This is a genomic window from Marinobacterium rhizophilum DSM 18822, from assembly GCF_000378045.1.
Classification (GTDB): Bacteria; Pseudomonadota; Gammaproteobacteria; order Pseudomonadales; family Balneatricaceae; genus Marinobacterium_A; species Marinobacterium_A rhizophilum.
In genome coordinates, this window is record NZ_KB899101.1 from 78,344 (window position 1) to 103,022 (window position 24,679).

Annotated in this window: 20 protein-coding genes; 10 read left to right on the forward strand and 10 right to left on the reverse strand. The window is 58.8% G+C overall.

The genetic code is table 11. The features are described 5' to 3' along the window. Positions 1-33 precede the first annotated feature (33 nt). The 5 genes from F451_RS0114585 (at position 34) to F451_RS0114610 (ending at position 7,572) form a co-directional block, all read left to right on the forward strand. A complete protein-coding gene (locus F451_RS0114585; RefSeq protein ID WP_020682125.1) occupies positions 34-1,260 on the forward strand; it encodes a surface lipoprotein assembly modifier in 1,227 nt (408 codons plus the stop codon). Positions 1,261-1,761: 501 nt separating this feature from the next. Beyond that, positions 1,762-4,023, forward strand: a complete 2,262-nt coding sequence (nrdA, locus tag F451_RS0114590) for a class 1a ribonucleoside-diphosphate reductase subunit alpha (RefSeq protein ID WP_020682126.1) — start codon at positions 1,762-1,764, stop codon at positions 4,021-4,023. 98 nt (positions 4,024-4,121) lie between these two features. Beyond that, positions 4,122-5,252, forward strand: a complete 1,131-nt coding sequence (gene nrdB, locus F451_RS0114595) for a class Ia ribonucleoside-diphosphate reductase subunit beta (protein WP_020682127.1) — start codon at positions 4,122-4,124, stop codon at positions 5,250-5,252. 31 nt (positions 5,253-5,283) lie between these two features. Beyond that, positions 5,284-5,550, forward strand: coding sequence for a class I ribonucleotide reductase maintenance protein YfaE (yfaE, locus tag F451_RS0114600; protein ID WP_020682128.1), 267 nt, complete (start codon positions 5,284-5,286; stop codon positions 5,548-5,550). Between the two features lie 1,011 nt (positions 5,551-6,561). Next, complete coding sequence (locus F451_RS0114610; protein WP_020682130.1) at positions 6,562-7,572, forward strand: cysteine synthase A; 1,011 nt, start codon at positions 6,562-6,564, stop codon at positions 7,570-7,572. Between the two features lie 508 nt (positions 7,573-8,080). Here F451_RS0114610 and F451_RS27790 read toward each other — a convergent pair. Then, positions 8,081-8,284 carry a hypothetical protein gene (locus F451_RS27790; protein WP_156826499.1) on the reverse strand — a complete coding sequence of 68 codons (204 nt, stop codon included), beginning with the start codon at positions 8,282-8,284 and terminating at the stop codon, positions 8,081-8,083. A 235-nt stretch (positions 8,285-8,519) separates the two neighbouring features. Here F451_RS27790 and F451_RS0114615 point away from each other — a divergent pair, with 235 nt between their 5' ends. Further along, positions 8,520-9,989: an alkaline phosphatase PhoX gene (locus tag F451_RS0114615; protein WP_026291783.1), complete on the forward strand. Its 1,470-nt coding sequence runs from the start codon at positions 8,520-8,522 to the stop codon at positions 9,987-9,989. 141 nt (positions 9,990-10,130) lie between these two features. On the opposite strand, the gene nth is transcribed toward F451_RS0114615, so the two are convergent. From nth to cysD, 9 genes are all read right to left on the reverse strand, one after another. After that, a complete protein-coding gene (nth, locus tag F451_RS0114620) occupies positions 10,131-10,766 on the reverse strand; it encodes an endonuclease III (RefSeq protein ID WP_020682132.1) in 636 nt (211 codons plus the stop codon). A 15-nt stretch (positions 10,767-10,781) separates the two neighbouring features. Further along, a complete protein-coding gene (locus F451_RS0114625; RefSeq protein WP_020682133.1) occupies positions 10,782-11,489 on the reverse strand; it encodes an electron transport complex subunit E in 708 nt (235 codons plus the stop codon). Beyond that, positions 11,482-12,132 (reverse strand): electron transport complex subunit RsxG, encoded by a 651-nt coding sequence (rsxG, locus tag F451_RS0114630; RefSeq protein ID WP_020682134.1) that lies wholly within the window; start codon positions 12,130-12,132, stop codon positions 11,482-11,484. The genes F451_RS0114625 and rsxG overlap by 8 nt, the downstream gene beginning before the upstream one ends. Further along, positions 12,132-13,190, reverse strand: coding sequence for an electron transport complex subunit RsxD (gene rsxD, locus F451_RS0114635; RefSeq protein ID WP_020682135.1), 1,059 nt, complete (start codon positions 13,188-13,190; stop codon positions 12,132-12,134). The genes rsxG and rsxD overlap by 1 nt, the downstream gene beginning before the upstream one ends. Positions 13,191-13,203: 13 nt before the next feature. Next, on the reverse strand, positions 13,204-16,179 hold the full coding sequence (rsxC, locus tag F451_RS0114640; protein WP_020682136.1) for an electron transport complex subunit RsxC: 2,976 nt from the start codon (positions 16,177-16,179) through the stop codon (positions 13,204-13,206). Beyond that, on the reverse strand, positions 16,179-16,778 hold the full coding sequence (gene rsxB, locus F451_RS0114645) for an electron transport complex subunit RsxB (protein ID WP_020682137.1): 600 nt from the start codon (positions 16,776-16,778) through the stop codon (positions 16,179-16,181). Before rsxB ends, rsxC begins: the two co-directional genes overlap by 1 nt. Positions 16,779-16,791: 13 nt before the next feature. Continuing rightward, complete coding sequence (gene rsxA / locus F451_RS0114650; RefSeq protein ID WP_026291784.1) at positions 16,792-17,373, reverse strand: electron transport complex subunit RsxA; 582 nt, start codon at positions 17,371-17,373, stop codon at positions 16,792-16,794. 264 nt (positions 17,374-17,637) lie between these two features. Next, a complete protein-coding gene (cysN, locus tag F451_RS0114655; RefSeq protein WP_020682139.1) occupies positions 17,638-19,362 on the reverse strand; it encodes a sulfate adenylyltransferase subunit CysN in 1,725 nt (574 codons plus the stop codon). Between the two features lie 132 nt (positions 19,363-19,494). Further along, positions 19,495-20,412, reverse strand: a complete 918-nt coding sequence (cysD, locus tag F451_RS0114660) for a sulfate adenylyltransferase subunit CysD (RefSeq protein ID WP_020682140.1) — start codon at positions 20,410-20,412, stop codon at positions 19,495-19,497. Positions 20,413-20,716: 304 nt separating this feature from the next. Here cysD and F451_RS0114665 point away from each other — a divergent pair, with 304 nt between their 5' ends. The 4 genes from F451_RS0114665 to F451_RS0114680 all read left to right on the forward strand — a co-directional run bounded on the left by F451_RS0114665 (position 20,717) and on the right by F451_RS0114680 (position 24,538). Continuing rightward, positions 20,717-21,502, forward strand: a complete 786-nt coding sequence (locus tag F451_RS0114665; protein WP_020682141.1) for a sulfite exporter TauE/SafE family protein — start codon at positions 20,717-20,719, stop codon at positions 21,500-21,502. A gap of 64 nt (positions 21,503-21,566) precedes the next feature. After that, the gene (locus F451_RS0114670; protein WP_020682142.1) at positions 21,567-23,231 is read left to right on the forward strand and encodes a nitrite/sulfite reductase; all 1,665 of its coding nucleotides are present in this window, start codon (positions 21,567-21,569) and stop codon (positions 23,229-23,231) included. Continuing rightward, entirely contained in the window at positions 23,215-23,706 is a 492-nt protein-coding gene (locus F451_RS0114675; RefSeq protein WP_020682143.1) for a DUF934 domain-containing protein, read from the forward strand. Before F451_RS0114670 ends, F451_RS0114675 begins: the two co-directional genes overlap by 17 nt. 112 nt (positions 23,707-23,818) lie before the next feature. After that, positions 23,819-24,538: a phosphoadenylyl-sulfate reductase gene (locus F451_RS0114680; protein WP_020682144.1), complete on the forward strand. Its 720-nt coding sequence runs from the start codon at positions 23,819-23,821 to the stop codon at positions 24,536-24,538. Positions 24,539-24,679: the final 141 nt, after the last annotated feature.

A 24,679-nucleotide genomic window follows, 5' to 3' on the forward strand; every position in this document is an offset into this window, starting at 1 on the left:
GGAGCAAAAAGCAGCACGGCGGGCTGGCGCCTTATGCCTAGGGCAGCGGTGCTGGGTGCCGCTTTGCTGCTACTGGCGGCTAGTTGCAGCCTGGCGGGCGGATCGCCAGAAACCCTTGTCGCCGATATGGATGATGTCAATGCCACCGCATACCCGGATGTCTTGCAGAACCAGTTCATTCTCGGCGGTATCGCCCTGCAAAATCGGGATTACGACGCCGCGATTGCCATATTTCGTGACCTGGCACGCAAGTCGCCCAGCCCGCGCATCAGGCTCGAGCTGGCAAGAGCCCTGTTTCTGGCGCAGCGCCTTGATGAATCCCGGGAGGTATTCGAGCAGGTCCTCGCCGGCGATATCCTTCCCTGGCCGGTACGGCAGAATATCGAACTCTACCTCCGCGAAATCGACAGAACCCTGGGGTTCGTCAAGTACGGCATTTCACTCGTGAGCGATTCGAATCCGCGAAATTTCACCTCCGACAGACGCATCATGATAGCCGGGCAGGTTCTGACAATCGTTCCGCCCCAGGATAACAAGGAGGTGCGGGGGATTCGTTACCGCGTGGAAATGGGCAAGGCATTGAGCGGTGACCGCCAGCTTCAGGGGTATATGAACCTGTCTTTTATTGATTACGAGCAGAGCCAGTTCGACCGTATAACCTGGGATGGGCGCCTGACATACGCTTTCGATTCGCTCCCCCGGCTCAAAACCCGCGCGGGTATTGAAATTTCCACTCGGGACGGCAGCAAGCAGTACGACTATCCGTACCTGAGCTTTATCTACATCCCCGATCCCGTCGAACGGTTTCGGCTGCTCTACGAGCTGAAAATCGCCCGCCTCGACATCACCGGCGTTGATCACCTGGATGCCGATCAGTATATCGCTGCGATGGGTTTTACCCGGCATTTGCACAGCCTTGCCCTGTTACGGGGAGACATTTCCCTTGAGAATTCCGTTGCCAAGGAATCCCCTTATTCCTACCATGGCGCCTCACTGGGGCTGGGCGTCGATTTCGCCATCGGAAGCTGGGCGCTGGAACCCTTTATGGCGGTTGCGCAGCGCGTTTACGGTGATCAGGATCCTTTGTTCGGACGTACCCGAAAGGACACTCGAAAGCGAGCAGGGCTTGCGATCAGCCCTCGAAATTTTCGCATAGGACGCTTCACCCCCGAACTTGGTTTTACCTATGACAAAAACGACTCTTCAATCGGTTTTTACAGCTATGACAAGCTCGGACTGTTTTTAAGCCTTGAGGAGTAATAAGAGGCAGTGCGGCGAAAATGCTCATCGTGACGCGGAGTTTGTGTTCACTACTGGTCGGAATGCGTACAGGCCTGGGCCGGTCTCATGGCAGTGCAATCGCGTGAATTCTGAGTGTTATTTATACAGTCGTTTCGCATGCTGGCGAGAGGCGTAATCGGGCGTATTGTAAAGCGGTTTTTTTGAAAATATTTACTTGCGCCACAATTTGCGTGCAACTCCCGAAGTACCGGCATTTGTGGCTTTCCGCCGTGCTGGTTACACAGAATGCCGGGCTAAATCAAGAGTTGAAAAAAAACGGTTTATAACTATATTTAGTGCCAATTAATCCAGCGTCCACTATATGTAGTGTTTCAACTGCGGTGACCCCACAGTTGAAACCGGCTTTGCTGTTGTCTGAATTCATCCTTGACTGTTGATGTCGAAGTTGTGATGGCGGCGGTATTTGTACGGTGTAATGGCGCTCAGACGACAGACATAACATCCAGGAGTAGGCGACGGATGCAGCAAGATTTGATGGTTACCAAACGGGATGGTCGGCGCGAAACTATCGACCTGGAAAAGATTCACCGTGTCGTAATCTGGGCTGCCCAGGGCTTGGATAATGTGTCTCCGTCCGAAGTCGAACTCAAGGCGCATCTGCAATTTTATGATGGCATCAAGACCTCTGATATCCACGAGACGCTGATCAAGTCGGCTGCCGACCTGATCTCGGAAATTTCCCCTGACTATCAGTATCTGGCTGCCCGTCTAGCGATCTTCCATCTGCGCAAGCGTGCCTTTGGTGCATTTGAGCCGCCGCACCTGCTTGAGCATGTAACCCGCATGGTGGACAGCAAGCGTTACGATCGTCACCTGCTTGAGGACTACAGCGCCGAGGACTGGGATACGCTGAATGGCTACCTGGTGCACGAACGCGACATGAACTTCAGCTACGTGGCCGTCAAGCAGCTGGAAGGCAAGTACCTGGTGCAGAACCGGGTCACCGGTGATATCTACGAAAGCCCGCAGATTCTCTACATGCTGGTGGCCGCCTGCCTGTTTTCCAATTATCCGGCAGAAACCCGGCTGGACTATGTGCGCCGCTTTTACGATGCGACCTCGTTGTTCAAGCTGTCCCTGCCGACGCCGATCATGGCGGGCGTGCGGACTCCCACGCGCCAGTTCAGTTCCTGCGTACTGATTGAGTGCGACGATAGTCTGGACTCGATCAATGCCACCGCGGGCGCCATCGTCAAGTACGTGTCCCAGCGTGCAGGTATTGGCATTAATGCCGGTCAGATTCGCGCCATTGGCAGCCCCATCCGCAATGGCGAAGCTTTCCATACCGGTTGCATACCGTTCTACAAGCATTTCCAGACTGCGGTCAAATCCTGCTCCCAGGGGGGCGTGCGCGGTGGTGCCGCCACGCTGTTCTACCCGCTGTGGCACCTGGAAGTGGAATCCCTGCTGGTCCTGAAGAACAACCGCGGTGTGGAAGAGAACCGCGTGCGCCATATCGACTACGGCGTGCAGCTTAACAAGCTGATGTACCAGCGCCTGATCAAGGGTGAAAACATTACCCTGTTCAGCCCGCATGAGGTGCCGGGCCTGTACGATGCCTTCTTTGCCGATCAGGTCGAGTTCGAACGTCTGTATGTACAGTACGAGCAGGATCCTGCGATTCGCAAGAAGACCATCAAGGCGGTTGAGCTGTTCGGTCTGCTGGCCTCTGAACGCGCCTCTACCGGCCGTATCTACATTCAGAACGTGGACCACTGTAATACCCACAGTCCATTTGACCCGCATGTTGCCCCGGTTAAACAGTCGAACCTGTGCCTGGAAATTGCGCTGCCCACCAAGCCGCTGCGTGATGTGAACGATCCCGAGGGTGAAATCGCCCTGTGCACCCTGTCAGCGTTCAACCTGGGTGCCCTGGCCAACCTGGACGAGCTGGAAAATCTGTCTGACCTGATCGTGCGGGCGCTGGACAACCTGCTGGACTATCAGGATTACCCGATTCTGGCGGCCCAGAATGCCACCCAATGGCGTCGTACCCTGGGTGTGGGTGTGACCAACTTCGCCTATTACCTGGCCAAGAATGGCGTGCGCTATTCCGACGGTTCGGCCAATGGCCTGGTGCATCGTACCTTCGAGGCCATTCAGTACTACCTGCTCAAGGCCTCCAATCAGCTGGCCAAAGAGCGCGGTGCCTGCCCGAAGTTCAACGAGACGACCTACGCCAAGGGCCTGCTGCCCATTGATACCTACAAGCGCGAAATCGATGAGTTCTGCGACGAGCCGCTGCACTATTTCTGGGAAACACTGCGTGAAGACATCAAGGAATTCGGTCTGCGCAACAGCACCCTGACTGCGCTGATGCCCTGCGAAACATCGTCGCAGATCACCAACTCGACCAACGGTATCGAGCCGCCGCGTGGCTATGTGTCGGTGAAGGCGAGCAAGGACGGTATCATGAAGCAGGTGGTGCCGGAGTATCTGGAGCTCAAGAACCACTACGAGCTGCTCTGGAGCATTCCGAACAACGAAGGCTATCTGCAGCTGGTGGGCATCATGCAGAAGTTCGTTGACCAGGCCATTTCATCGAATACCAACTATGACCCCAGCAAGTTCCCGGGTGACAAGGTGCCTATGAAGCAGCTGCTCAAGGACCTGCTTACCGCCTACAAATATGGCGTCAAGACGCTGTACTACCACAACACCCGTGACGGTGCCTCCGACGGTCAGGATGATGGCTGTGAAGGCGGTGCCTGCAAGCTGTAAGCGCAGGCAGGGTTCGCATATCTCGGGTTAGGCCGCCGTCCCTGTGACGGGGGCCTTGGCCTGTCCGGTTGCAGTATTTTCGGAGCTCTAAGGAATTAATGGCTTACTCCACGTTCAATCCGTCTACCCACGATGCCACGCTCGAACCCATGTTCTTTGGTCGCAGCGTCAATGTTGCCCGCTACGACAAGCAGAAGTATCCCATCTTTGAAAAGCTGATTGAAAAGCAGCTGTCGTTTTTCTGGCGGCCGGAGGAGGTCGACCTGTCGACCGACCGCAAGGACTTCATGGCGATGCCGGAGCACGAGAAGCATATTTTCCTGAGCAATCTGAAATACCAGACGCTGCTGGATTCGGTGCAGGGACGCTCGCCCAATATTGCCTTTTTGCCGGTGGTGTCCCTGCCCGAGCTGGAAACCTGGTTTGAAACCTGGGCTTTCAGCGAAACCATTCACAGTCGTTCCTACACCCATATCATCCGCAATATCATTACCGAGCCGTCGGCGGTGTTCGATCAGATCGTCACCAACCAGGAAATCGTCAAGCGGGCCGAATCGGTGACCCGCCTGTACGATCAGTTCATTGCACTGGTACAGGTGTATGGCATTTATGGTGCGGGCGTGCACGAGATCAAGGGCAAGAAGGTGGATGCGTCGCTGCGCAACCTCAAGCGCACCCTGTACCTGACCCTGGTATCGGTCAATGTGCTGGAGGCGATTCGCTTCTACGTCAGTTTTGCCTGCTCGTTTGCATTCGCCGAACGGGCCATCATGGAAGGCAACGCCAAGATCATCAAGCTGATCGCACGCGATGAAGCCCTGCACCTGACGGGCACCCAGCACATGCTGAATTTGATGGCCTCTGGCGCCGATGATCCGGAAATGAAGGAAGTGGCGGCAGAGTGCCGCGAAGAAGCGCTGCAAATATTCGCAGAAGCTGCGCAGCAGGAGAAGGACTGGGCACAGTACCTGTTCCGCGACGGTTCCATGATCGGTCTGAACGGCAAGATCCTCAGTGACTATGTCGAGTACATCACCAATGTACGCATGAAGGCGCTGGGTTTTGACGAGCTGTTTCCAACCCAGCAGAACCCGCTGCCCTGGATGAATGCCTGGCTGGTAAGCGACAACGTACAGGTGGCGCCGCAGGAGTCCGAGATCAGCTCCTACCTGGTGGGGCAGATCGATAATGAGGTGGGAGACGGCGATTTCGACGACTTTGACTTCTAACTCCGTTATGCCTGCAGACAGGGAGCGATCCATGGCCGGGATTCCACGTATCAAGGTCTACAACTACGGTACTTACTTCTACGAACACGAATTTTCTCTGCTCGATACGCTTGAGTCCAACGAGGTTCCTGCACCGTTCAACTGCCGCGGCGGCTACTGCGGCTGCTGCAGGGTGCGGCTGATCGACGGTGAGGTGGAGCCGGTGCAGGATAGCCTGTTCGACCTGCCCGAAGGTGAGATCCTGACCTGTTGCTGCAAGCCCAAAACCCACATCGAGATCGAAATCCCGTCCGAGTGATCAGGCCATGACAGGGCGTGGCGGGATTCGGTCGCGTTAACGGCAGGTGGCTAGTGTGCAACCTCTTAAGGTAACTGCTGCTCATGGGTGAGGCGGGCGGGGCGCATCCCTGTCCAGACGCGCAATCTGTTTGACCTGTTCAAGGTGCGCATCCTGACCTGTTGCTGCAAGCCCAAAACGCACATCGAGATCGAAATCCCGTCCGAGTGATCAGGCCATGGCAGGGTGTGGCGGGATTCGGTCGCGTTAACGGCAGGTGGCTAGTGTGCAACCTCTTAAGGTAACTGCTGCTCATGGGTGAGGCGGGTCGGGCGCATCCCTGCCCACACGCGCAATCTGTTTGACCTGCTCAAGGTGCGCATCCTGACCTGTTGCTGCAATCCCAAAACGCACATCGAGATTGACATCCCGTCTGAGTAATCGGGGCGTGACGGGATTCGGTCGCGTTAACGGCAGGTGGTTAGCGCGCAACCTCTTACGTCAGCACCTGCTCGACGGTGAGGTGGGCCGGGTGCATACCTGTCCACACGCGCAATCTGTTTGACCTGCTCAAGGTGCGAATCCTGACATGTTGCTGCAATCCCAAAACGCGACCCGTGTTTTTCGTCTTGCTCTATCCTGCTATCGACTTTGTTATCCTGCCTTGTGCCTTTCGTGGCGTCCCCTTTGCGCGGCGTTTTTTTTACGCTGTTTTTCGTGTGGTGAAATTTTTTTGCACAGGCCAAGATACTCGACTGTCAAGATTGACTTTGCTTGATTAATATCAGATCGATGATCTTTTGTGTTACGTAAGATGCTGAAAAATAAACACTTATCATGCACTGTGCGGATATTGTACGATCGCCTGAAAGCCACGCAAACACTGGCTTTGGTCGGGATACCAAAGAGTTATGCAGTGACTTATGCACAGATTGTGTGGGTAAATCCACAGGTGCTTTATCTGCGTGTAAAAGTGCCTGATGGTCGCCGTAACTGCCATACTTTTGGCAGTATCGGAACCGGAGAGGCATCATGTTTGAACATCAATCCGCACTGGTCTCCCTGATCGGCAATACGCCGCTGATCGAGCTGCGTCAGGCCTCGGAACTGACCGGCTGCACCATTCTTGGCAAGGCCGAGTTTCTTAATCCCGGAGGTTCGGTCAAGGATCGCACCGCACTGGGTATTATTCGTGATGCCGAACGCAGGGGAATGCTCGAGCCGGGTGGCACCATCGTGGAAGGTACCGCCGGCAATACCGGTATCGGCCTCTGCCTGGTTGCCAGTGCGCTGGGCTACCGCACTGTGATTGTTATGCCCCAAACGCAGAGTCAGGAGAAGAAGGATCTTCTGCGCCTCTATGGTGCCGATCTGCGTCTGGTACCGGCCGTCCCTTATGCCGATAGTAATCATTACACCCGCGTTTCCGCGCGCATAGCCGCCGATATGCAGCAGCAGGGCATTAATGCCATCTGGGCCAACCAGTTCGACAATATCGCTAATCGTGAAATTCATTATCAGACCACGGGCGCTGAAATCTGGCGTCAGTGTGGTGGGCAGCTGGACGCTTTCTGCTGTGCTGTGGGTACGGGCGGGACCCTGGCAGGGGTGGCCAGGGCACTGCGAGAACAGGATAAAAGCGTGAGCATTGTGCTGACGGATGCCGAGGGAGCTGCCCTGTGTAATTACTACCGCCACGGTGAGCTGCGTGCGCAGGGTTCGTCGATCATGGAGGGTATCGGGCAGAGCCGCATCACCGCAAACCTCGAGGGGCTGACGGTGGATGATGCACTGGAAATCAGCGATCACGAGGCCTTGCCGTATTTGTTTGATCTGCTGCAGTACGAAGGGCTTTGCCTGGGCGGCTCCAGCGGGATAAATGTGGCCGGTGCGGTGCAGGTTGCCCGCACGCTGGGGCCCGGACATACGGTGGTGACAATCTTGTGTGATGTCGGCTCACGCTATCAAAGCAAGCTGTTTAATCCGGCCTTTCTGCGTGAGCATGGCTTGCCGTCACCGGCCTGGCTTGAGGACAAAAGCTGAGTTCATGTTTTACGCGGTGGACACATATTAACCGGTGGATTAATTCATTCGCAAAATGATGGCTTGAACTCGAGTTACCCACAGTTGTGGGTTTTTTTGAGGCTCGTGGCCTGGCATGCAGATGAAACGGCGGGCTTTTCAGAAAGATGAATAAAGAACAAGTAGGATGCATGAAAAGAAGCGACGAAATCAGTCTTGACAGCCCTTCCTTCTGTTGATCATCCACACCTTTAAGATGCATCTTTGGGGTTGATTGCCGGACGACGAAAAATAGTTAAAGAACCTGGTTGACTCTTATAAGTCATTGTTTTTAATGGTAAAAAATAGCATGGTTGTTTTTTGATCAATCTAAGGTAACCCCTTTAATGATGGGGGCTGGGGCCATCTGTCCAAATTTTACCAACAGTTTTATCCACAGAAAGTGGGGGTAACTGAATTATCAACATTCTTCAATTAAACGGTCATAAACTGACTGACTGATCAAGTGTTTTGACGGTCAAATTCGGCACTATTTCAAGTCTTGTTGAGTGTTTTTTGTTCGATCCCCGCCACTGCCGTGTTTCAGTCGTGAGCCAGGTGCACTGGCGTGACAAATTGATACCCACGGCAATGCATCTTCGCGTTGTTTTTTATCGTCCTGTGTATAGAAAAGCAGGCTGCGGTTGTCACTTTTTTGTTTCGCCGCCAGGCCGTCGTGGTAATCCTGTGCCATCCGCAATGCCGCCTGACGGTAAGCAAAGCGTCATCCCGTGTTCATTAAAATGACGCGTGCCGAGCTTATTCTCTGTGCCGGTTGCCTGCTGGCAGCCTACGCGGCCATACCGCTTGATTCAATGATTGCCTCAAAGTACGGCCCGGCGCCGTTGTGGTCTTGGGCAGGTGGCTTGTTTCAGGGACGGAGCGAGCTTCATGACTCTTCTACGGCACTATCAGAGAGGCTTATTACCATGTCCCAAATGTCCCGACGCCAGTTTGTCAGCCTGGTATCCATTGCTGCTGCCGGCACCGCCCTGAGCCCCCTGGGGCTTTTGCACAGCCGCCGTGCCATGGCGGATAGCGGCTGCTTTCCCACCAGTTTTACCGTCGAGGGTTTTGGTGCGATCGCGCCGAAGCTGCCGGTCAATAGTTTCGAGCTCGGTACGCTTGCAAATACCGAGTTGCTGAAGTTACCGCAGGGGTTCAGTTACACCGCGATCTCGATCAAGGGTACACCGATGAGCGATGGCAGCCTGGTACCGGAAAAGCATGACGGCATGGGCTGTTTCCAGGGGCGCGAAGGCAACTACATCCTGGTGCGGAACCATGAGTGCAGCATAGGCAGCAACCTCAAGTGCGTAGCGCCCAACGGCGACAACTACGACAACTTCGCGGCGGGCCTGGCCGGTGGCGGTACCACCACGGTGATCGTCGATCGCAACGGTCGCGTGGTGAAGGATTATGTCTCCCTCGGTGGCACCATCCGCAACTGTGCCGGTGGCGAAACCCCCTGGGGTTCCTGGATCAGCTGCGAAGAGAATATGACCACGCCGTCTTCCGACGACCGCGCAACCGTCAAGCACGGTTACAACTTCGAGGTGCCCTCAATGGCAGGTGAGGCGGTGGAGCCCGTGCCGCTGAAAGACATGGGCCGCATGAACCACGAGGCGATCGCCGTGGATCCGCAGACCGGCTACGTGTACGAAACCGAGGACCGTGGTGACAGCGCCTTCTACCGCTTCGTGCCACATGTGCGCCCGAACGGCTTTGGCGATCTGCAGCAGGGCGGCGACCTCTATGCAATGGTGATCGACAGCGAACAGTTCTCGGACTGCAATGCTGATCCGCTGCCGGTCAGTGAAGTTCAGGGTGGCCTGCAGGTTGATACCCGTGGCCTGAGTCGCGGTGCCAGTGACAGCATGCTGCCGTTCCTGGGTCAGGAGCTGAAGGTGCGCTGGGTCAAGCTCGATGACGTGGATCCGCAAGAGGACACCCTGCGTCACGAGGCACAGGCCAAGGGTGCGGCGATGTTCTACCGCGGCGAGGGCGCCTGGACCCATCATAACGAGATCTACTTTGTGGCCAGCAACGCCGGTGACGCGGGTGAAGGGCAGGTGTGGTGCTACAATCCGCGCAGCGAAATCATCAAGCTGGTGGTTGAGTCGACGGAGGAATCGTTGCTGGATGGGCCGGACAACATTACCGTGGCCCGTGATGGCACGCTTTACCTCTGTGAAGATGGTAGCAGCGCCTACGGTCAGTTCATCGTTGGTGTCGATGCCAGCGGCGGCCTGTTCCAGTTCGCCCACAATAATTATGACAATGGCGAGTTCTGCGGCGCCTGCTTCTCGCCGGACGGCAAGTTCATGTTCGTTAACAGCCAGGCGGTGGGGGTTACCTACGCGATCTGGCGCGACGATGGCCGTTCAATTTATCTGTAAGTGACAGGGTGCAGGGCCGCCAGGTCCTGCATCCGGCAGCCTCTTCAGAGAGACGATTAAGCAGGCGTTGCCGCCTGTATCCACCCTTGAGCTCGGCCTCTTCGGTGGAATTCGCCTGCGGGCTTATTCCACCGGTACCTCTCACAGCTCGGTCTTGTGCTTGTAGTCACACAGGTCTTCAATCAGGCAGGCCGTGCAGCGTGGCTTGCGAGCGATGCAGACGTAGCGTCCGTGCAGAATCAGCCAGTGGTGCGCATCGAGCAGGAATTCCCTGGGAATAAAGCGCAGCAGCTTTTTTTCCACCTCCAGGACCGTCTTGCCTGGCGCAATGCCGGTGCGGTTGGCGACGCGAAAGATATGGGTATCAACCGCCATGGTGGGCTGGCCGAAGGCCGTGTTGAGTACCACGTTGGCCGTCTTGCGACCGACACCTGGCAGGGCCTCGAGGGCCTCGCGCGTTTGGGGGACCTCGGAGTTGTGCTGCTCGATGAGTATTCGGCAGGTCTTGATGACGTTCTCGGCCTTGCTGTTGTAGAGCCCGATGGTCTTGATGTAGTGCTTGAGGCCGTCGACCCCCAGCGCCAGGATGGTTTCGGGGGTGTTGGCGATCGCGAACAGCTTGCGGGTCGCCTTGTTGACGCCTACATCGGTGGCCTGGGCCGACAGGGTCACCGCCACCAGCAGCTCGAACGGTGAGCGGTACTCCAGCTCGGTGGTCGGATGCGGATTTTCGTCACGCAGGCGGGTGAATATCTGCAGCCGCTTTGCCGCGTTCATGCTCTGGAATCCTGTTTAGTTGATCGTGCCGGTAACGCGCACACGCCGGCTGCCGCCATCGCTCTTGGGTTTGCGGGCCTTGCGGCGCTCTTCCAGTCTGGCGTCGACAATGTTTTTCAGCGCGATAAGCAGCCCCATGCCAACGAAGGCGCCGGGGGGCAGAATGGCAAACAGGAAGCCGGAATAGTCGCCGATCAGGGTGATCTTCCAGCTTTCGGCCGCCGGGCCAAACAGCAGCTGCATGTCAGAAAACAGCGTGCCGAGGCCGAGGATCTCGCGCATGGCGCCCAGGATCATCAGCACCAGGGTGAAGCCGACACCCATCATCAGGCCATCCAGTACCGAGGCGCCCACCGGGTTCTTGCAGGCAAAGGCGTCCGCCCGCCCCATGATGGCGCAGTTGGTCACGATCAGCGGAATAAAGATGCCCAGAATCTGGTACAGCTCGTAGGTGAAGGCCTGCATCAGCAGCTCGATGGAGGTTACCAGGGAGGCGATGATCATGACGAAAATCGGCAGGCGAACCGAGTCCGGCACAAAATGGCGAAACAGTGACACTGTCAGGTTGGAGCCGGTCAGCACCAGGGTGCTGGCAAGCCCCAGACCAATGGCGTTGACCACAGAGCCTGTGACAGCCAGCAGCGGGCATAGCCCCAGTAGCTGCACCAGCGCCGGGTTGTTGTGCCAGAGACCGTCGAGGGTAATCTTCCTGTAATCAGCCATTGTCGCGAGTCTCCTGTTGCACGTCGTCGCTCAGACCGAGCAGTTCGCCACGGTGCAGACGAAAATAATCCACGGCACGTCCCACGGCATTGACCACCGCCCTGGGTGTAATAGTGGCGCCGGTGAACTGGTCAAAGCGCCCGCCATCCTTGCGCACGGCCCAGCTTGGGTCCTGCTCGGTTTTGCTCTGGTTGGCAAAGCCCAGTACCCAGCGGGATTTCTTGATGTCCACCTTGTCGCCCAGGCCCGGTGTTTCCTTGTGGGCCAGTACGCGAACGCCGGCCACGCTGGCATCGCTGTTAATGCCCACGATCATGCCGATCTCGCCGGTATAGCCATCGGGCGCCACCACCGGCAGTATCACCATGACGGGCTCGCCATTGCGCATGGCGCGGTAGGCGGTTTCGGGCCGCTCGTGACCGAGCAGGTCGGGGGCGACAAACTCGACGCCATTTTCCAGCAGGTCGCTGTCCAGGCTTTCGCGCGGTACGATCTCGTAAAGCGCCCGCGACTGTTGTTCGCGTTCATTCTGCTTGATGCGATCGCTGGTACTGACCTGGGTAATGGCAATCAGGCCTGCGGTCACCACGGCAAAGATGGCAATACCGGTGGTGCTGCGGCTGATAGAGCTGAGCATTTGCATCAGGTGCTCTCCTTCTGGCCGCGGTTAGGCTTTGCGTGACCGTAGGTGCGAGGTTGGGTGTACTGGTCAATAAAGGGGGCGCACAGGTTCATCAGCAGCACGGCGAAGGCCACTGCATCGGGGTAGCTGCCCCAGGTGCGGATAACGAATATCAGTATGCCAATACCGGCACCGTAATAGAGCTTGCCGCGGTTGCTGGTGGCGGCCGTGACGGGGTCTGTGGCGATAAAGAAAGCACCGAGCATGGTGGCGCCCATGGTCAGGTGAAAGAACGGGTCGGCATAGGTGTCCGGCGCGAACATGTAGAACAGCGTCGACAGCAGCGCCAGGCTGCCGAGTACGGCGACAGGTGTATGCCAGGTGAAGACCTTGCGATACAGCAGGAAAACGCCGCCCATGAAGTAGGCCGCGCTCACGGCATGCCAGGCGCCCACGCCGTTGGCCAGCACATCGGAGTTGCGAAACGCCTCTTCGGTGGTCAGGCCGCCGCGATGACGCAGTTCATCCAGCGGCGTGGCCGAGGTGAAAGCATCCACGGCGCCGTGTTCAATGGCACCGAACATCAGCTTCAGGGTGTCGAGAAAGCCTAAAATATGCCAGCCGTCTTCACCCTGCAGTACGAAGGGGGCGGTCCAGCGCGTCATCTCGACGGGAAAGGACACCAGCAGCAGGGCGTAGGCCACCATGGCCGGATTGAAGGGGTTGTTGCCCATGCCGCCATACAGGTGCTTGGCGATCACAATGGCGACGAAGATGCCGATCACCATCAGCCACCAGGGCGCGAAGGGTGGCAGCGCCAGACCGAGCAGTACTGCGGTTACCAGTGCGCTGTAGTCGCGCAGGTAAAAGCCGACGGGGCGGCCACGCAGTTTCATGACCGCGGCCTCGAAGCCCAGTGCCAGCAGCATGGCCCAGCCGATCTGCAGCAGGGTGCCCCAGCCGAAAAAGAACGTCATGGCGGCCGTGCCCGGCAAGGTGGCGAACATCAGCAGGCGCATCAGGTGGGCAGAGCTGCCTGCCCGGCGCAGGTGGGGTGAACTGGAACGTATCAGTGCCATCTTGGGTCAGTCCTTATTCAAAACGGCTCAGCGTTTTGCTTAATTCGTCGGCGCGGCTGCGGGCCTGCAGCAGGGTCTGCTCGAGGTCCGTGGCGCTGGTGCTGTCAGCCGTACCCAGCGCGCGTTCCGTTTTGGTGACTTCGGCGCGGGCCATGGCGGCATCGATCTGCAGTTGCTTGAGGTCGACACCGGCTGCGGCGGCGGCCTCGATACGGACCTGCTCGGCGCTCTGGAGCTCTGCGCGTGCGCTGTTCAGGCGCTCATTTAGATCCTGCACCTCGTGCGCTAGCGCATCGCGCTCGCCGGCATCGGCGTCCTGCAATGCCTTCTCGGCCTTCTTCAGCTTGGTGCGCATGATGGACACCTGTTGCTTCAGCGCCTTGAGATCGACCGGCTTTTCGGCATCGGCATCGGCCGGTGTGTCGGATTGGGGCACATCGGAACAGGTGCCGCCAGCGGCCTCATAGGCAGTCTTGGCGTCGAGATACTTGCCGCGCAGCTTCTCGACGCCGGCAGTCATTTTCTCCACCGCTGGGCTGCCGGAGGCGATGGCGCTATCCAGCGCCGCCTGGGCCTTGTCGGCCTTGGCCTGGGCGGCATCCATGTCGGCCTTGAGTTCCGCCAGCTTGGCAGGACTGGTGGCCGGCGCAGCCGCGGGCGTGCAGGCGGCCTCATGGACGGCCCTGGCTTCGAGGTACTTGCCGCGCAGCTTCTCGACGCCGGCGGTCATTTTCTCCACCGCAGGGCTGCCGGAGGCGATGGCATTTTCCAGCGCCGCCTGGGCCTTGTCGACCTTGGCCTGGGCAGCATCCATGTCGGCCTTGAGTTCCGCCAGCTTGGCCGGGCTGGTGGCCGGTGCGGCCGCGGGCGTGCAAGCGGCCTCATGGGCGGCCCTGGCTTCAAGGTACTTGCCGCGCAGCTTCTCGACGCCGGCGGTCATTTTCTCCACTGCAGGGCTGCCGGAGGCGATGGCACTTTCCAGCGCCGCCTGGGCCTTGTCGACCTTGGCCTGGGCGGCATCCATGTCGGCCTTGAGCTGCGCCAGTTTTGCCGGGTCCGGTGCCTGGGTGCCTGCGCTGCCGGCATCCGCCGCGTCATAGGCTTTCTGGGCATCGTTGGCCCGCAGTTCCAGCTCGCGCACTCGGGATTCCAGCGCGCCAATGTCATCGCCACCCGTTTCACGGGCGCTCGCCAGGGCTTTTTCGGCCTGTTTGAGCTTGGTACGGGCCACGGCCGCGTTGGTCTTGAGCTGCTTGGCATCCGGCGCTGCGCTGGCGTCGCTCTGTGCATTCAGGGCCTGGTCGTAGGCCTGCTGAGCGGCGTCGGCCTTGATGTTTAGTGCCTGTACGGTGGCGCGCAGGGCATCCACCCCATCAAGCCCCTTGTCTTCGGCGTTCTTGAGCGCCTTTTGGGCCTGCTTGAGCTTGGTGCGTGCCACTGAGGCAGCCGTTTTCAGCTGCTTCAGGTCAGGCTCTCCAGCCGGTGCCTGCACTGCAGTGCTGGCGGGTGCTGCTGCCACGGACTTGTCCTTGCGGGCGGCCTGGTTACGGGCGGCGGCTTCGGCACGGGCCTTGCGGCGTGCTTCCTTTTCGGCCTGCTCGGCTTCGAGTCGTGCCTGGCGCGCCTCGAAGCGCTGGCGGGCATGTTCGGCCTTGCGCTGTTCGGCTTCGTCGCTGCGGATTTCAGCCTTGGCATTGCGGTAATACTGCACCAGCGGTATGGCACTGGAGCAGACATAGGAGCAGGCACCGCATTCGATGCAGTCGAACAGATTGTGGTGCCGGGCCTTGTCCAGCTCGCGGCCCTTGGCGAACCAATACAGCTGCTGGGGCAGCAGTTCGGCCGGGCAGACCTGTTCGCACAGGCCGCAGCGGATGCACTCCTGGGCCGGCGGTGCCTCCGGCATTTCGTCGGGACTGGCGGCGATGAGGCAGTTGGTGGTCTTGATGACCGGAATCTGGTCGTTGTCGACGGTGAAGCCCATCATCGGGCCGCCCACAACCAGGCGGAACAGGCTGCCGGTGTCGACCCGGGCAGCCCGCAGCAGGAGCGAATAGGGCGTGCCGATCAGGGCTTCAAAATTCTGCGGCTGGGCGACGGCCTCGCCGGTCATCGTCACGATGCGGGATATCAGCGGCTCTCCCTGATGCACAGCGCGGGCCGTGGCGTACGCGGTGCCGATGTTCTGGCACACGATGCCCACATCGGCGGGGATATGGCCGCTGGGAACCTCGACATCGGTCAGCAGCTTGATCAGCTGTTTTTCGCCGCCGGACGGGTACTTGGTCGGCACCACGCGGATGTCTATATTCAGCGTGCAGCCCTTGAGGGCCTTTTCCAGCGCCTTGACCGCCTGGGGCTTGTTGTCCTCAATGCCAATCAGGATGTGGCTGGGTTTTAGCAGGTAGTCGATGATTTCTATACCGGCCACGATATCGCTGGCGCGCTCGCGCATCAGCATGTCATCGGCGGTGATGTAGGGTTCGCATTCGGCGGCATTGATGATCAGGGTATTGACGATGTGGTCATCACCCAGGTGCAGCTTGACGTCGGTGGGAAAGCCCGCGCCGCCCATGCCGGTAACGCCGCTGTTGCGGATGTAGTCAGTCAGTGCGGCTTTGCCGAGGGCGCGAAAATCCGCGAGGCCCGCATGCTCGATCCAGCGGTCGTCACCGTCGCTGTCGATAATGATGCAGTCGGCTTCCATGCCGGAGGCATGGGGGATTGGATGCGGGCCTATGGCCGTTACGATGCCCGAGGTGGGGGCGTGCAGTGCTGCGCTGATGCGGCCTACGGGCTCGGCAATGCGCTGTCCCTTGAGGACCCGGTCGCCAACCTGCACCCGTGGCTCGGCCGGCGCGCCTATGTGCTGTGACAGTGGCAGTACCAGCCGCTCAGGCAAGGGGGCCTGGCGAATGGGCGTGCGGGTAGACTGGCGCTTGTTTTCCGGCGGATGTACGCCGCCGTGAAAGGCAAATACATGACTCATCAGGCGATACCCCCCTGCTGCACGCTACCGCGTCCGGCATCGGTGGCAATCAGCTCGATACCGGGTTTGGGGGCTGGCCATTTCCAGGTATTCAGGGTGGTTTCGATCGGGATCATGTCGATACAGTCAACCGGGCAGGGTTCAACACAGAGATCGCAGCCGGTGCACTCGGACGTGATCACGGTATGCATCTGCTTGGCGGCGCCGAGAATGGCATCTACCGGGCAGGCCTGGATGCACTTGGTGCAGCCGATGCATTCGTCTTCGCGGATATAGGCGACGGAGCGGGGCTTTTCTTCGCCGTGCTCGTCGTCCAGCGGAATGGCTTCCACGTCCAGCAGGTCGGCCAGGGCCTCGATGGTGGACTGGCCTCCGGGCGGACACTTGTTGATGGTGTCGCCGCCGGCGATGGCTTCCGCGTAGGGGCGGCAGCCCGGGTAGCCGCACTGGCCGCACTGTGTCTGGGGCAGCAGGGCGTCGATCTGGTCGACGATGGGGTTGCCCTCAACCTTGAAGCGTACCGAGGCGAACCCCAGCACGATGCCAAATACGACAGCGAGCCCGAGCAGGACAAGGATTGCTATGATAACTGCGCTCATGCGTGTTCTCCGCTCAGAATGACACCAGGCCGGTGAAGCCCATGAAAGCCAGTGACATTAACCCAGCAGTGACCATACCGATGGCGGCACCGCGAAAGGGTGTCGGGACATCGGCTACGGCGACGCGCTCGCGAATCGCTGAAAACAGAATCAGGGCCAGGGAAAAGCCTACTGCGGCACCGAAACCGTAGACAATGGATTCCATGAAACCGTTCATCTTCTTGATGTTCAGCAGTGCCACGCCGAGGACCGCGCAGTTGGTGGTGATCAGCGGCAGAAAGATGCCCAGCACCCGGTACAGCAGCGGACTGGTCTTGCGAACCACCATTTCGGTGAACTGAACCACCACCGCAATGACCAGAATGAAAGCAATGGTCTTGAGAAAGGCCATCTCCAGCGGTGCCAGCAGGTAGGTGTAGATCAGGTAGCTGCACAGGGATGACAGCGTCAGTACAAAGGTGGTGGCCAGGGACATGCCCATGGCTGTTTCCAGCTTGTTGGAGACGCCCATGAACGGGCAGAGGCCAAGAAACTGCACCAGTACAAAGTTATTCACCAGCACGGTGCTGATCAGAATAAGCAGAAATTCCGTCATCGCGATGCTCAAGTTGCTGAAGGGCGCGGCCATTTTTCGCCGCTGAAGGGAGCGCTGTTGCTGCTGCGCGCCCGCCAAATTTTACCGGGTTATAAACCGATTACCCGGGCTCGTAAGAAAACGAGCGCAGAATTTTACCGGATTGACCCCGCCCCGGTACAGGCTTGAGTCAGTATTTACGGGCCTTATTAACGCATCGGGCCCGGTGACAGTGATCTGTACCGGGCCCGAGGGTGCCTTGGCGGCAGGTCGCAAAGGCGGGCCTTATGCCAGGGCGTGTGCCTTGAGCAGTCCCAGCAGTGCCTTGACCTGTTCCTGCGGGCTCTGGGCGCTGCCGTTCAGGCTCAGGTCGCCGGTCGAGCCATCCAGGCTCACGCTCAGGGCGCCCGCCGGCGTGCTGTCACTGTCAATCAGTACGACCAGGCCGTTGTCGGCCAGCACTGCAGCGGTATCAGCCAGGTTGGCCTGCAGTTCTGCGGGCAGGTTGCGCGGTGTCAGTACGGCGACGGCGCGGCCGGCGTCAAACAGGCGTTTCTCGGTGCTGTACAGCAGCAGATCGCGGGACTCCGGCGTGCCGCCGCTCAGGCTGATGATGCCGGCGCGCTGGCCGTAGCGGCGTTCCTTGTCGCTGCGGCTCACCAGGGACTCGGCGCTGAGGCTGTCGTTGTCGTCCTGCTGCGCCTGGTCGCCGTCATTGATGATCATGCCGGCGGCCACGGTGGCATTGCTCAGTCGATCCACAATGATGAACGAGCCGGTGCTGTGGTGGCTGCGGTAGTCATCGGCGATGATCGCGCGCTCGATGTTCAGCTCACAGCGGGCAATTTCGTTCAGCCCCAGGTTTGACGCCGCAATTTTCTCGTGGGTGTTGACGTCGATGCGGTGGCGAATGTGACTGATGCTGCCGGCCACTGTCTGGGTGGCCAGCTTGACGTCATAGGTACGTCCCGGTACGAGCTCGGCTTCGGCCATCCAGACGACCATGGCGTCGAAACGGTTGGTGACATCGGGCACCTTGTCGCTGTGCACCAGTATGTCGCCGCGGGAAATGTCGATTTCATCTTCCAGCGTCAGGGTGACGGACATCGGCGGGAAGGCTTCGGTCAGCTCGCCGTCGAACGTGACGATGGATTTTACGCGGCTCGACTTGCCGGAGGGCAGTACGGTGACCGCATCGCCCGGGCGCACGATGCCGGCAGCCAGGGTGCCGCAGTAACCACGGAAGTCCAGGTGCGGACGGTTCACGTACTGTACCGGGAAGCGCAGCTCGTCGAAGTTGTGGTCGTTGGCGATCTCGACCGATTCGAGCAGGCTCATCAGCGGCTCGCCCTTGTACCAGGGGGACTTCTCCGACACCGTTACCACGTTGTCGCCCTTGAGGGCTGACATCGGCACGAAGTGCACGTCCGGCAGGTCCAGCTCTTTGGCAAATTCCTGGTAGTCAGCCTTGATCTGTTCAAAGCGCTCTTCGCTAAAGTCGACCAGGTCCATCTTGTTGATGGCGACGATGGTGTGCTTGATGCCCAGCAGGGAGACGATGAAGCTGTGGCGCTTGGTCTGAACCTGTACGCCGTGGCGGGCATCGATCAGGATGATGGCCAGGTCGCAGGTGGAGGCACCGGTCGCCATGTTGCGGGTGTACTGCTCGTGCCCAGGGGTGTCGGCGATGATGAATTTGCGCTTGGCGGTCGAAAAATAGCGATAGGCCACGTCGATGGTGATGCCCTGTTCGCGTTCGGCCTGAAGGCCGTCCACCAGCAGGGCGAGATCGATCTCGTCACCGGTAGTGCCGGACTTTTTGCTGTCGGCAGTGATCGCCGCCAGCTGGTCTTCGTAGATCATTTTGGAGTCGTGCAGCAGGCGGCCGATAAGGGTCGATTTGCCGTCGTCCACGCTGCCGCACGTCAGGAAGCGCAACAGCTCCTTGTTCTCATGCTGAGACAGGTAGGCTTGAATATCGCTGGCGATCAGGTCGCTTTGGTGGCTCATGTGTTAACTCCAGGCTTGACGCTGCCGGCGGCATGGCCGCTGCAGCAGCGTCTTGTAATCGTATCGGGTGGATTGCCCGGGTCGTGCCCGCCTTGTATCGAGGCTAAAAGCGGTTGCGTGCCCGGGGGCTGATCAGAAGTAGCCTTCGATCTTTTTCTGTTCCATGGAGCCGGCGCCGTCGTGGTCGATGGCGCGCCCCTGGCGCTCGGAGGTCGTGGTCAGCAGCATTTCCTGGATGATTTCAGGCAGCGTGTCGGCCTCGGATTCAACGGCGCCGGTCAGCGGGTAGCAGCCCAGGGTACGGAAACGTACCTTTTTCATCACGGGCTCTTCACCGGGTGCCAGGGGCAGGCGGTCATCGTCGACCATGATCTGCATGCCATCGCGCTCGACCACCGGGCGCAGTGCGGAGTAGTACAGCGGTACGATTTCGATCTGCTCGAGGTAGATGTACTGCCAGATGTCCAGTTCGGTCCAGTTGGACAGCGGGAACACGCGAATGCTCTCACCCTTGTCGATGCGGGTGTTGAAGGTGTTCCAGAGTTCCGGGCGCTGATTCTTCGGATCCCAGCGGTGGTGCTTGTCACGGAACGAAAAGACACGCTCCTTGGCGCGGGATTTTTCTTCGTCGCGGCGGGCACCGCCAAAGGCGGCATCGAACTTGTACTGGTCCAGTGCCTGTTTCAGGCCCTGGGTTTTCATGATGTCAGTGTGCTTTTTGGAGCCGTGCACGAAGGGGCTGATGCCCATCTCGACGCCTTCCGGGTTGATGTGCACAATCAGGTCCATGCCGGCCTTTTCAGCCATGCGGTCACGAAAGGCAATCATTTCGCGGAACTTCCACGTGGTATCCACGTGCATCAGCGGAAACGGCGGCTTGCCCGGGTGGAACGCCTTGCGTGCCAGGTGCAGCATGACCGAGGAGTCCTTGCCGATGGAGTACAGCATGACGGGGTTGTCAAAGCTCGCGGCCACTTCCCGGATGATATGGATGCTTTCGGCTTCCAGCTGTCTTAGATGTGTCAGACGGTGTTCCGGCAACTGATTCATGGATCGAGCCCTTCCTTACCTGTAATGAGTAGACTGCTTGGCCCTGTCGGGTCCCAAACGGCTATTAACCTATGATGCGGCGCATTATCGCAGCATTGCGCATACAATCAAAAAGAATATATTAAACTTCACTTATTCTTTATTGGAATAAGCTTTTGCGTCATTCGAGGTCGGGGCAGGGTGGATTAATGTCGGGTTTTTAGTTATAACAAAATTTCTAATAAGTATTTAGAGTTATAAGCAATGGTCAGTATGATGGCCGCAATTAATAGCAGCAGCGCGCCTGCATGAGTGGTTTGGCAGCATGGAACTTGCGTACAGTTTTGCCGGCCTGGTGGTCGGTTTTATCGTTGGGCTGACGGGTATCGGTGGCGGTGCCCTGATGACGCCGATCCTGATCGTCGTGTTTGGCATTGCACCGGTTGTCGCCGTAAGCACTGACCTGCTGTATGCCGCGGTCACCAAGTTCGGCGGCATGTGGTTCTATGCGCGGCGCAAGATGGTGCACTGGAAAGTGGTCGGGCTGTTGCTGCTGGGCAGTGTACCGGGCAGCCTGCTGACGCTGCATTACCTCAAGGGGCTTGAGGCGCTGGAAAGCATCGAGGGTCTGATGAACATGACCCTGGGTGTTTCGCTGGTGCTGACCTCGGTCGCCGTGTTCCTGCGCAACCAGATTCGTGAACGTGCCATGCGCCTCGAGCACCATCCGCTGGCCGCCCAGGCACGGCGTTGGCGTCCGCTGGCAACGACACTGATGGGGTTGCTGCTGGGGGCCATGGTCACCTTGTCATCGGTTGGCGCCGGTGCCCTGGGAACGGCCATGCTGATATTGCTCTATCCGCGTTTGACGATGCCGGCCATCGTCGGAACGGACCTGGTGCATGCCGTGGTGCTGACCAGTGTGGCCGGTGCCGGGCACTATTCCATGGGTAATGTCGATCTGACATTGCTGGTATACTTGTTGGTCGGTTCCCTGCCCGGGGTGTTTTTGGGCAGTCATGTAGGCGTCCGGCTGTCGCCGCGGGTGATGCAGCCGATCATGGGGTCGATTCTATTCGCGATTGGTCTGCGCTTTGTACTGGCAGGCTGATTGAATCTTTCCACGGGCTTTGAGATGAGTGGCGGGTCGTTCCGTCAGGCAAGGTGTAGTTAGCATGTATCAATATAACGAAGTAGACCAGAGACTGGTGGATGCGCGTGTTGCGCAGTTCCGTGACCAGACACGACGCTTCCTGGCGGGTGAGTTGCCGGATGAAGAGTTTTTGCCGCTGCGACTGATGAATGGCCTGTACATTCAGCGCCACGCACCCATGCTGCGCGTCGCGATTCCGTACGGTCTGCTGTCATCCGCACAGATGCGCAAACTGGGGCATATCGCACGGACATACGATAAAAACTATGCCCACTTCACGACCCGTACCAACGTGCAGTTCAACTGGCCCAAGCTTGAAGAAGTGCCCGATATCCTGGCGGAGCTGGCCGAAGTGCAGATGCACGCCATTCAGACGTCCGGCAACTGTATCCGTAATACCACCACGGATCATTTTGCCGGTGTGAACGCGAATGAACTTGAAGATCCGCGCCCGTACTGCGAGCTGATTCGCCAGTGGTCCACGCTGCACCCGGAATTCGCCTACCTGCCGCGCAAGTTCAAGATCGCCGTGACCGGCGGCCCGGAAGACCGTGCCGCATCCCAGGTGCACGATATCGGTCTGCACCTGGTTAAAAACGCTGCCGGCGAGGTGGGTTTTGAAGTGCTGGTGGGTGGCGGTCTTGGCCGAACACCGATGATCGGCAAGTCGATCCGTACCTTCCTGCCCAAGGCGGACCTGCTGTCCTACCTTGAGGCTATCCTGCGCGTTTACAACCTCAACGGTCGCCGCGACAACAAGTACAAGGCCCGTATCAAGATTCTGGTACAGGCGCTGGGTGCCGAGGAATTTGCCCGCCTGGTGGAAGCCGAGTGGGAACAGATCAAGGCCGAACAGCCGGAGCTTGAAATCACGGCCGAGGAATTCGCCCGTGTTGCAAGCTTCTTCAATACCTTTGAATACGACGCTGCTGCCGCCGCAGACGTGAGCCTGAACGCGCAGCTCGAAGCCGACACGGACTTCCGTGTCTGGTACGAGAAAAACACTGTGTCGCACAAGGTGGATGGCTACCGAGCGGTGGTGGTATCGCTCAAGCCCCTGCTGGCACCGGCGGGCGATGCGACCGATCTGCAGATGGATGTGGTGGCAGACCTGGCCGATCAGTACAGCGGTGGTGAAATCCGTGTGACCCACACGCAGAACCTGGTGCTGGCGGATGTGAAGAATGCCGATCTGTATGCGCTCTGGAAAGTGCTGGCCGAACACAACATGGCGCGTCCGAACATCAACATGCTGAGCGACATGATCGTGTGCCCGGGTGGCGATTTCTGTGCGCTGGCCAACGCCAAGACCCTGGGCATTGCTGATCAGATCAACCAGAAGTTCGAAGACCTGGATTACCAGTACGAGCTGGGCGAAATTCGCCTCAACATGTCCGGCTGCATCAACGCCTGTGGTCATCACCACGTCGGGCATATCGGCATCCTGGGTGTCGACAAGAACGGTGAAGACTGGTACCAGATCACCATCGGCGGTTCCGACAAGGAAGATGCCTCCCTCGGCAAGGTGCTGGGGCGTTCCGTGGGCGCTGATGAAGTCGCCGGTACGCTTGAAAAGCTGCTGCTGACCTACGTCGAGTCCCGCGAAGAAGGTGAATTGTTTATCGATACGGTGCGTCGCATCGGTGTTGCCCCGTTCAAGGAGAAAGTCTATGCCCCTGCTCATTAATCGTGAAGTTGTCGCCGAAGACAGCTGGCAGTTTCTGGACGCGGACGCCTCGCTTGAGCAGGTACCGCAGGACGGCGATGTCGTTGTGCCCCTGGCGCTTTACCTCGAGCACCGGGACAGCCTGAGCGGCCGTGCCGGTCGCCTGGGCGTGCAGTTCAACGGTGACGACAATATTGAGCCGCTGCTGGCCGACCTGTCGCCGCTGGCGCTGGTTGCCATCGAGTTTCCGGTATTCCGCGACGGTCGCGGTTTCAGCCAGGCGCGACTGGTACGTCGTGCGGGCTTCAGCGGTCAGCTGCGTGCTGTTGGTGATGTTACCCGTGATCGTCTGGATTATTTGCAGCGCTGCGGCTTTGACGCCCTGGCTGTGCCGGATGACCGCTTCAAGCCTGAAGTACTGAATGCGTTTGGTGAAGTGAGCGTGCATTACCAGGCCGGTGCCGATGATCCGCGCCCAATCTACCGTCAGGGTTAAGCGAAGCGCATTGCGTCGTTAGGTACATCTTGTCGACAGAACGGCTGTTGTTGTGCGCGTCCGGATTCCGGCAGTACGGCGCGACAGCCGTTTTTTATAGAGGATACATCGCATGAGTGAGCAGTTGAGCACCGAGCTGAACGACCGGGTCGAGCATGTAGCCGGCCTGTTGAAGCAAGCCGCTGAAGACTATAAAGGGTCCATCGTCTTTGCGAACAGCCTGGGGGCCGAAGACATGGTGCTGACCGACCTGATCAGCAAGCATGCCCCCGGTATCGGCATTTTTGTACTCGACACCGGGCGCTTGCCCGAAGAAACCCTGAAGCTGCTGGCCGATGCCAAGGCCCGTTACAGCAACGTGAGCTTCAAGGTCTATTACCCTGAGGCCGCCGATGTGGAAGCCTTTGTGGCGGATCACGGCATCAATGCTTTTTATGAGTCCCAGGAGCTGCGCAAAGGGTGCTGCTTTGTACGCAAGATCAAGCCGCTCAAGCGTGCGCTGGCCGATCAGAAAGCCTGGATTACCGGTCTGCGCCGTGAGCAGTCGGTGACCCGGGACGAGATCGCCTTTAGCGAATGGGATGAGGGTAACGGTCTGCAGAAGTTCAATCCGCTGGCAGACTGGAGCGAGAAGGATGTCTGGGCCTATATCCGCGCGCTGGACGTGCCCTACAACGCGCTGCACGATCAGCACTATCCAAGCATCGGCTGTGCGCCCTGTACCCGCGCCATTTCTGTAGGCGAGGATGTACGTTCGGGCCGCTGGTGGTGGGAAAACCCGGACAACCGCGAGTGCGGACTGCATCCGGCGACACCGCTGAAGTTCAAGTAAGACCGGGTTTTGCACCTGAACGCCGCTACGGGTTGCCGCAGCGGCGTTTTTGTTTGCGCGGCGTTTTGCCGTACGAGTGGTCTTTTTTGGTGCGATTTGGTGCTCGATATGAGGGCGCGAGTGCTTTTGTGGTGCGCAGGC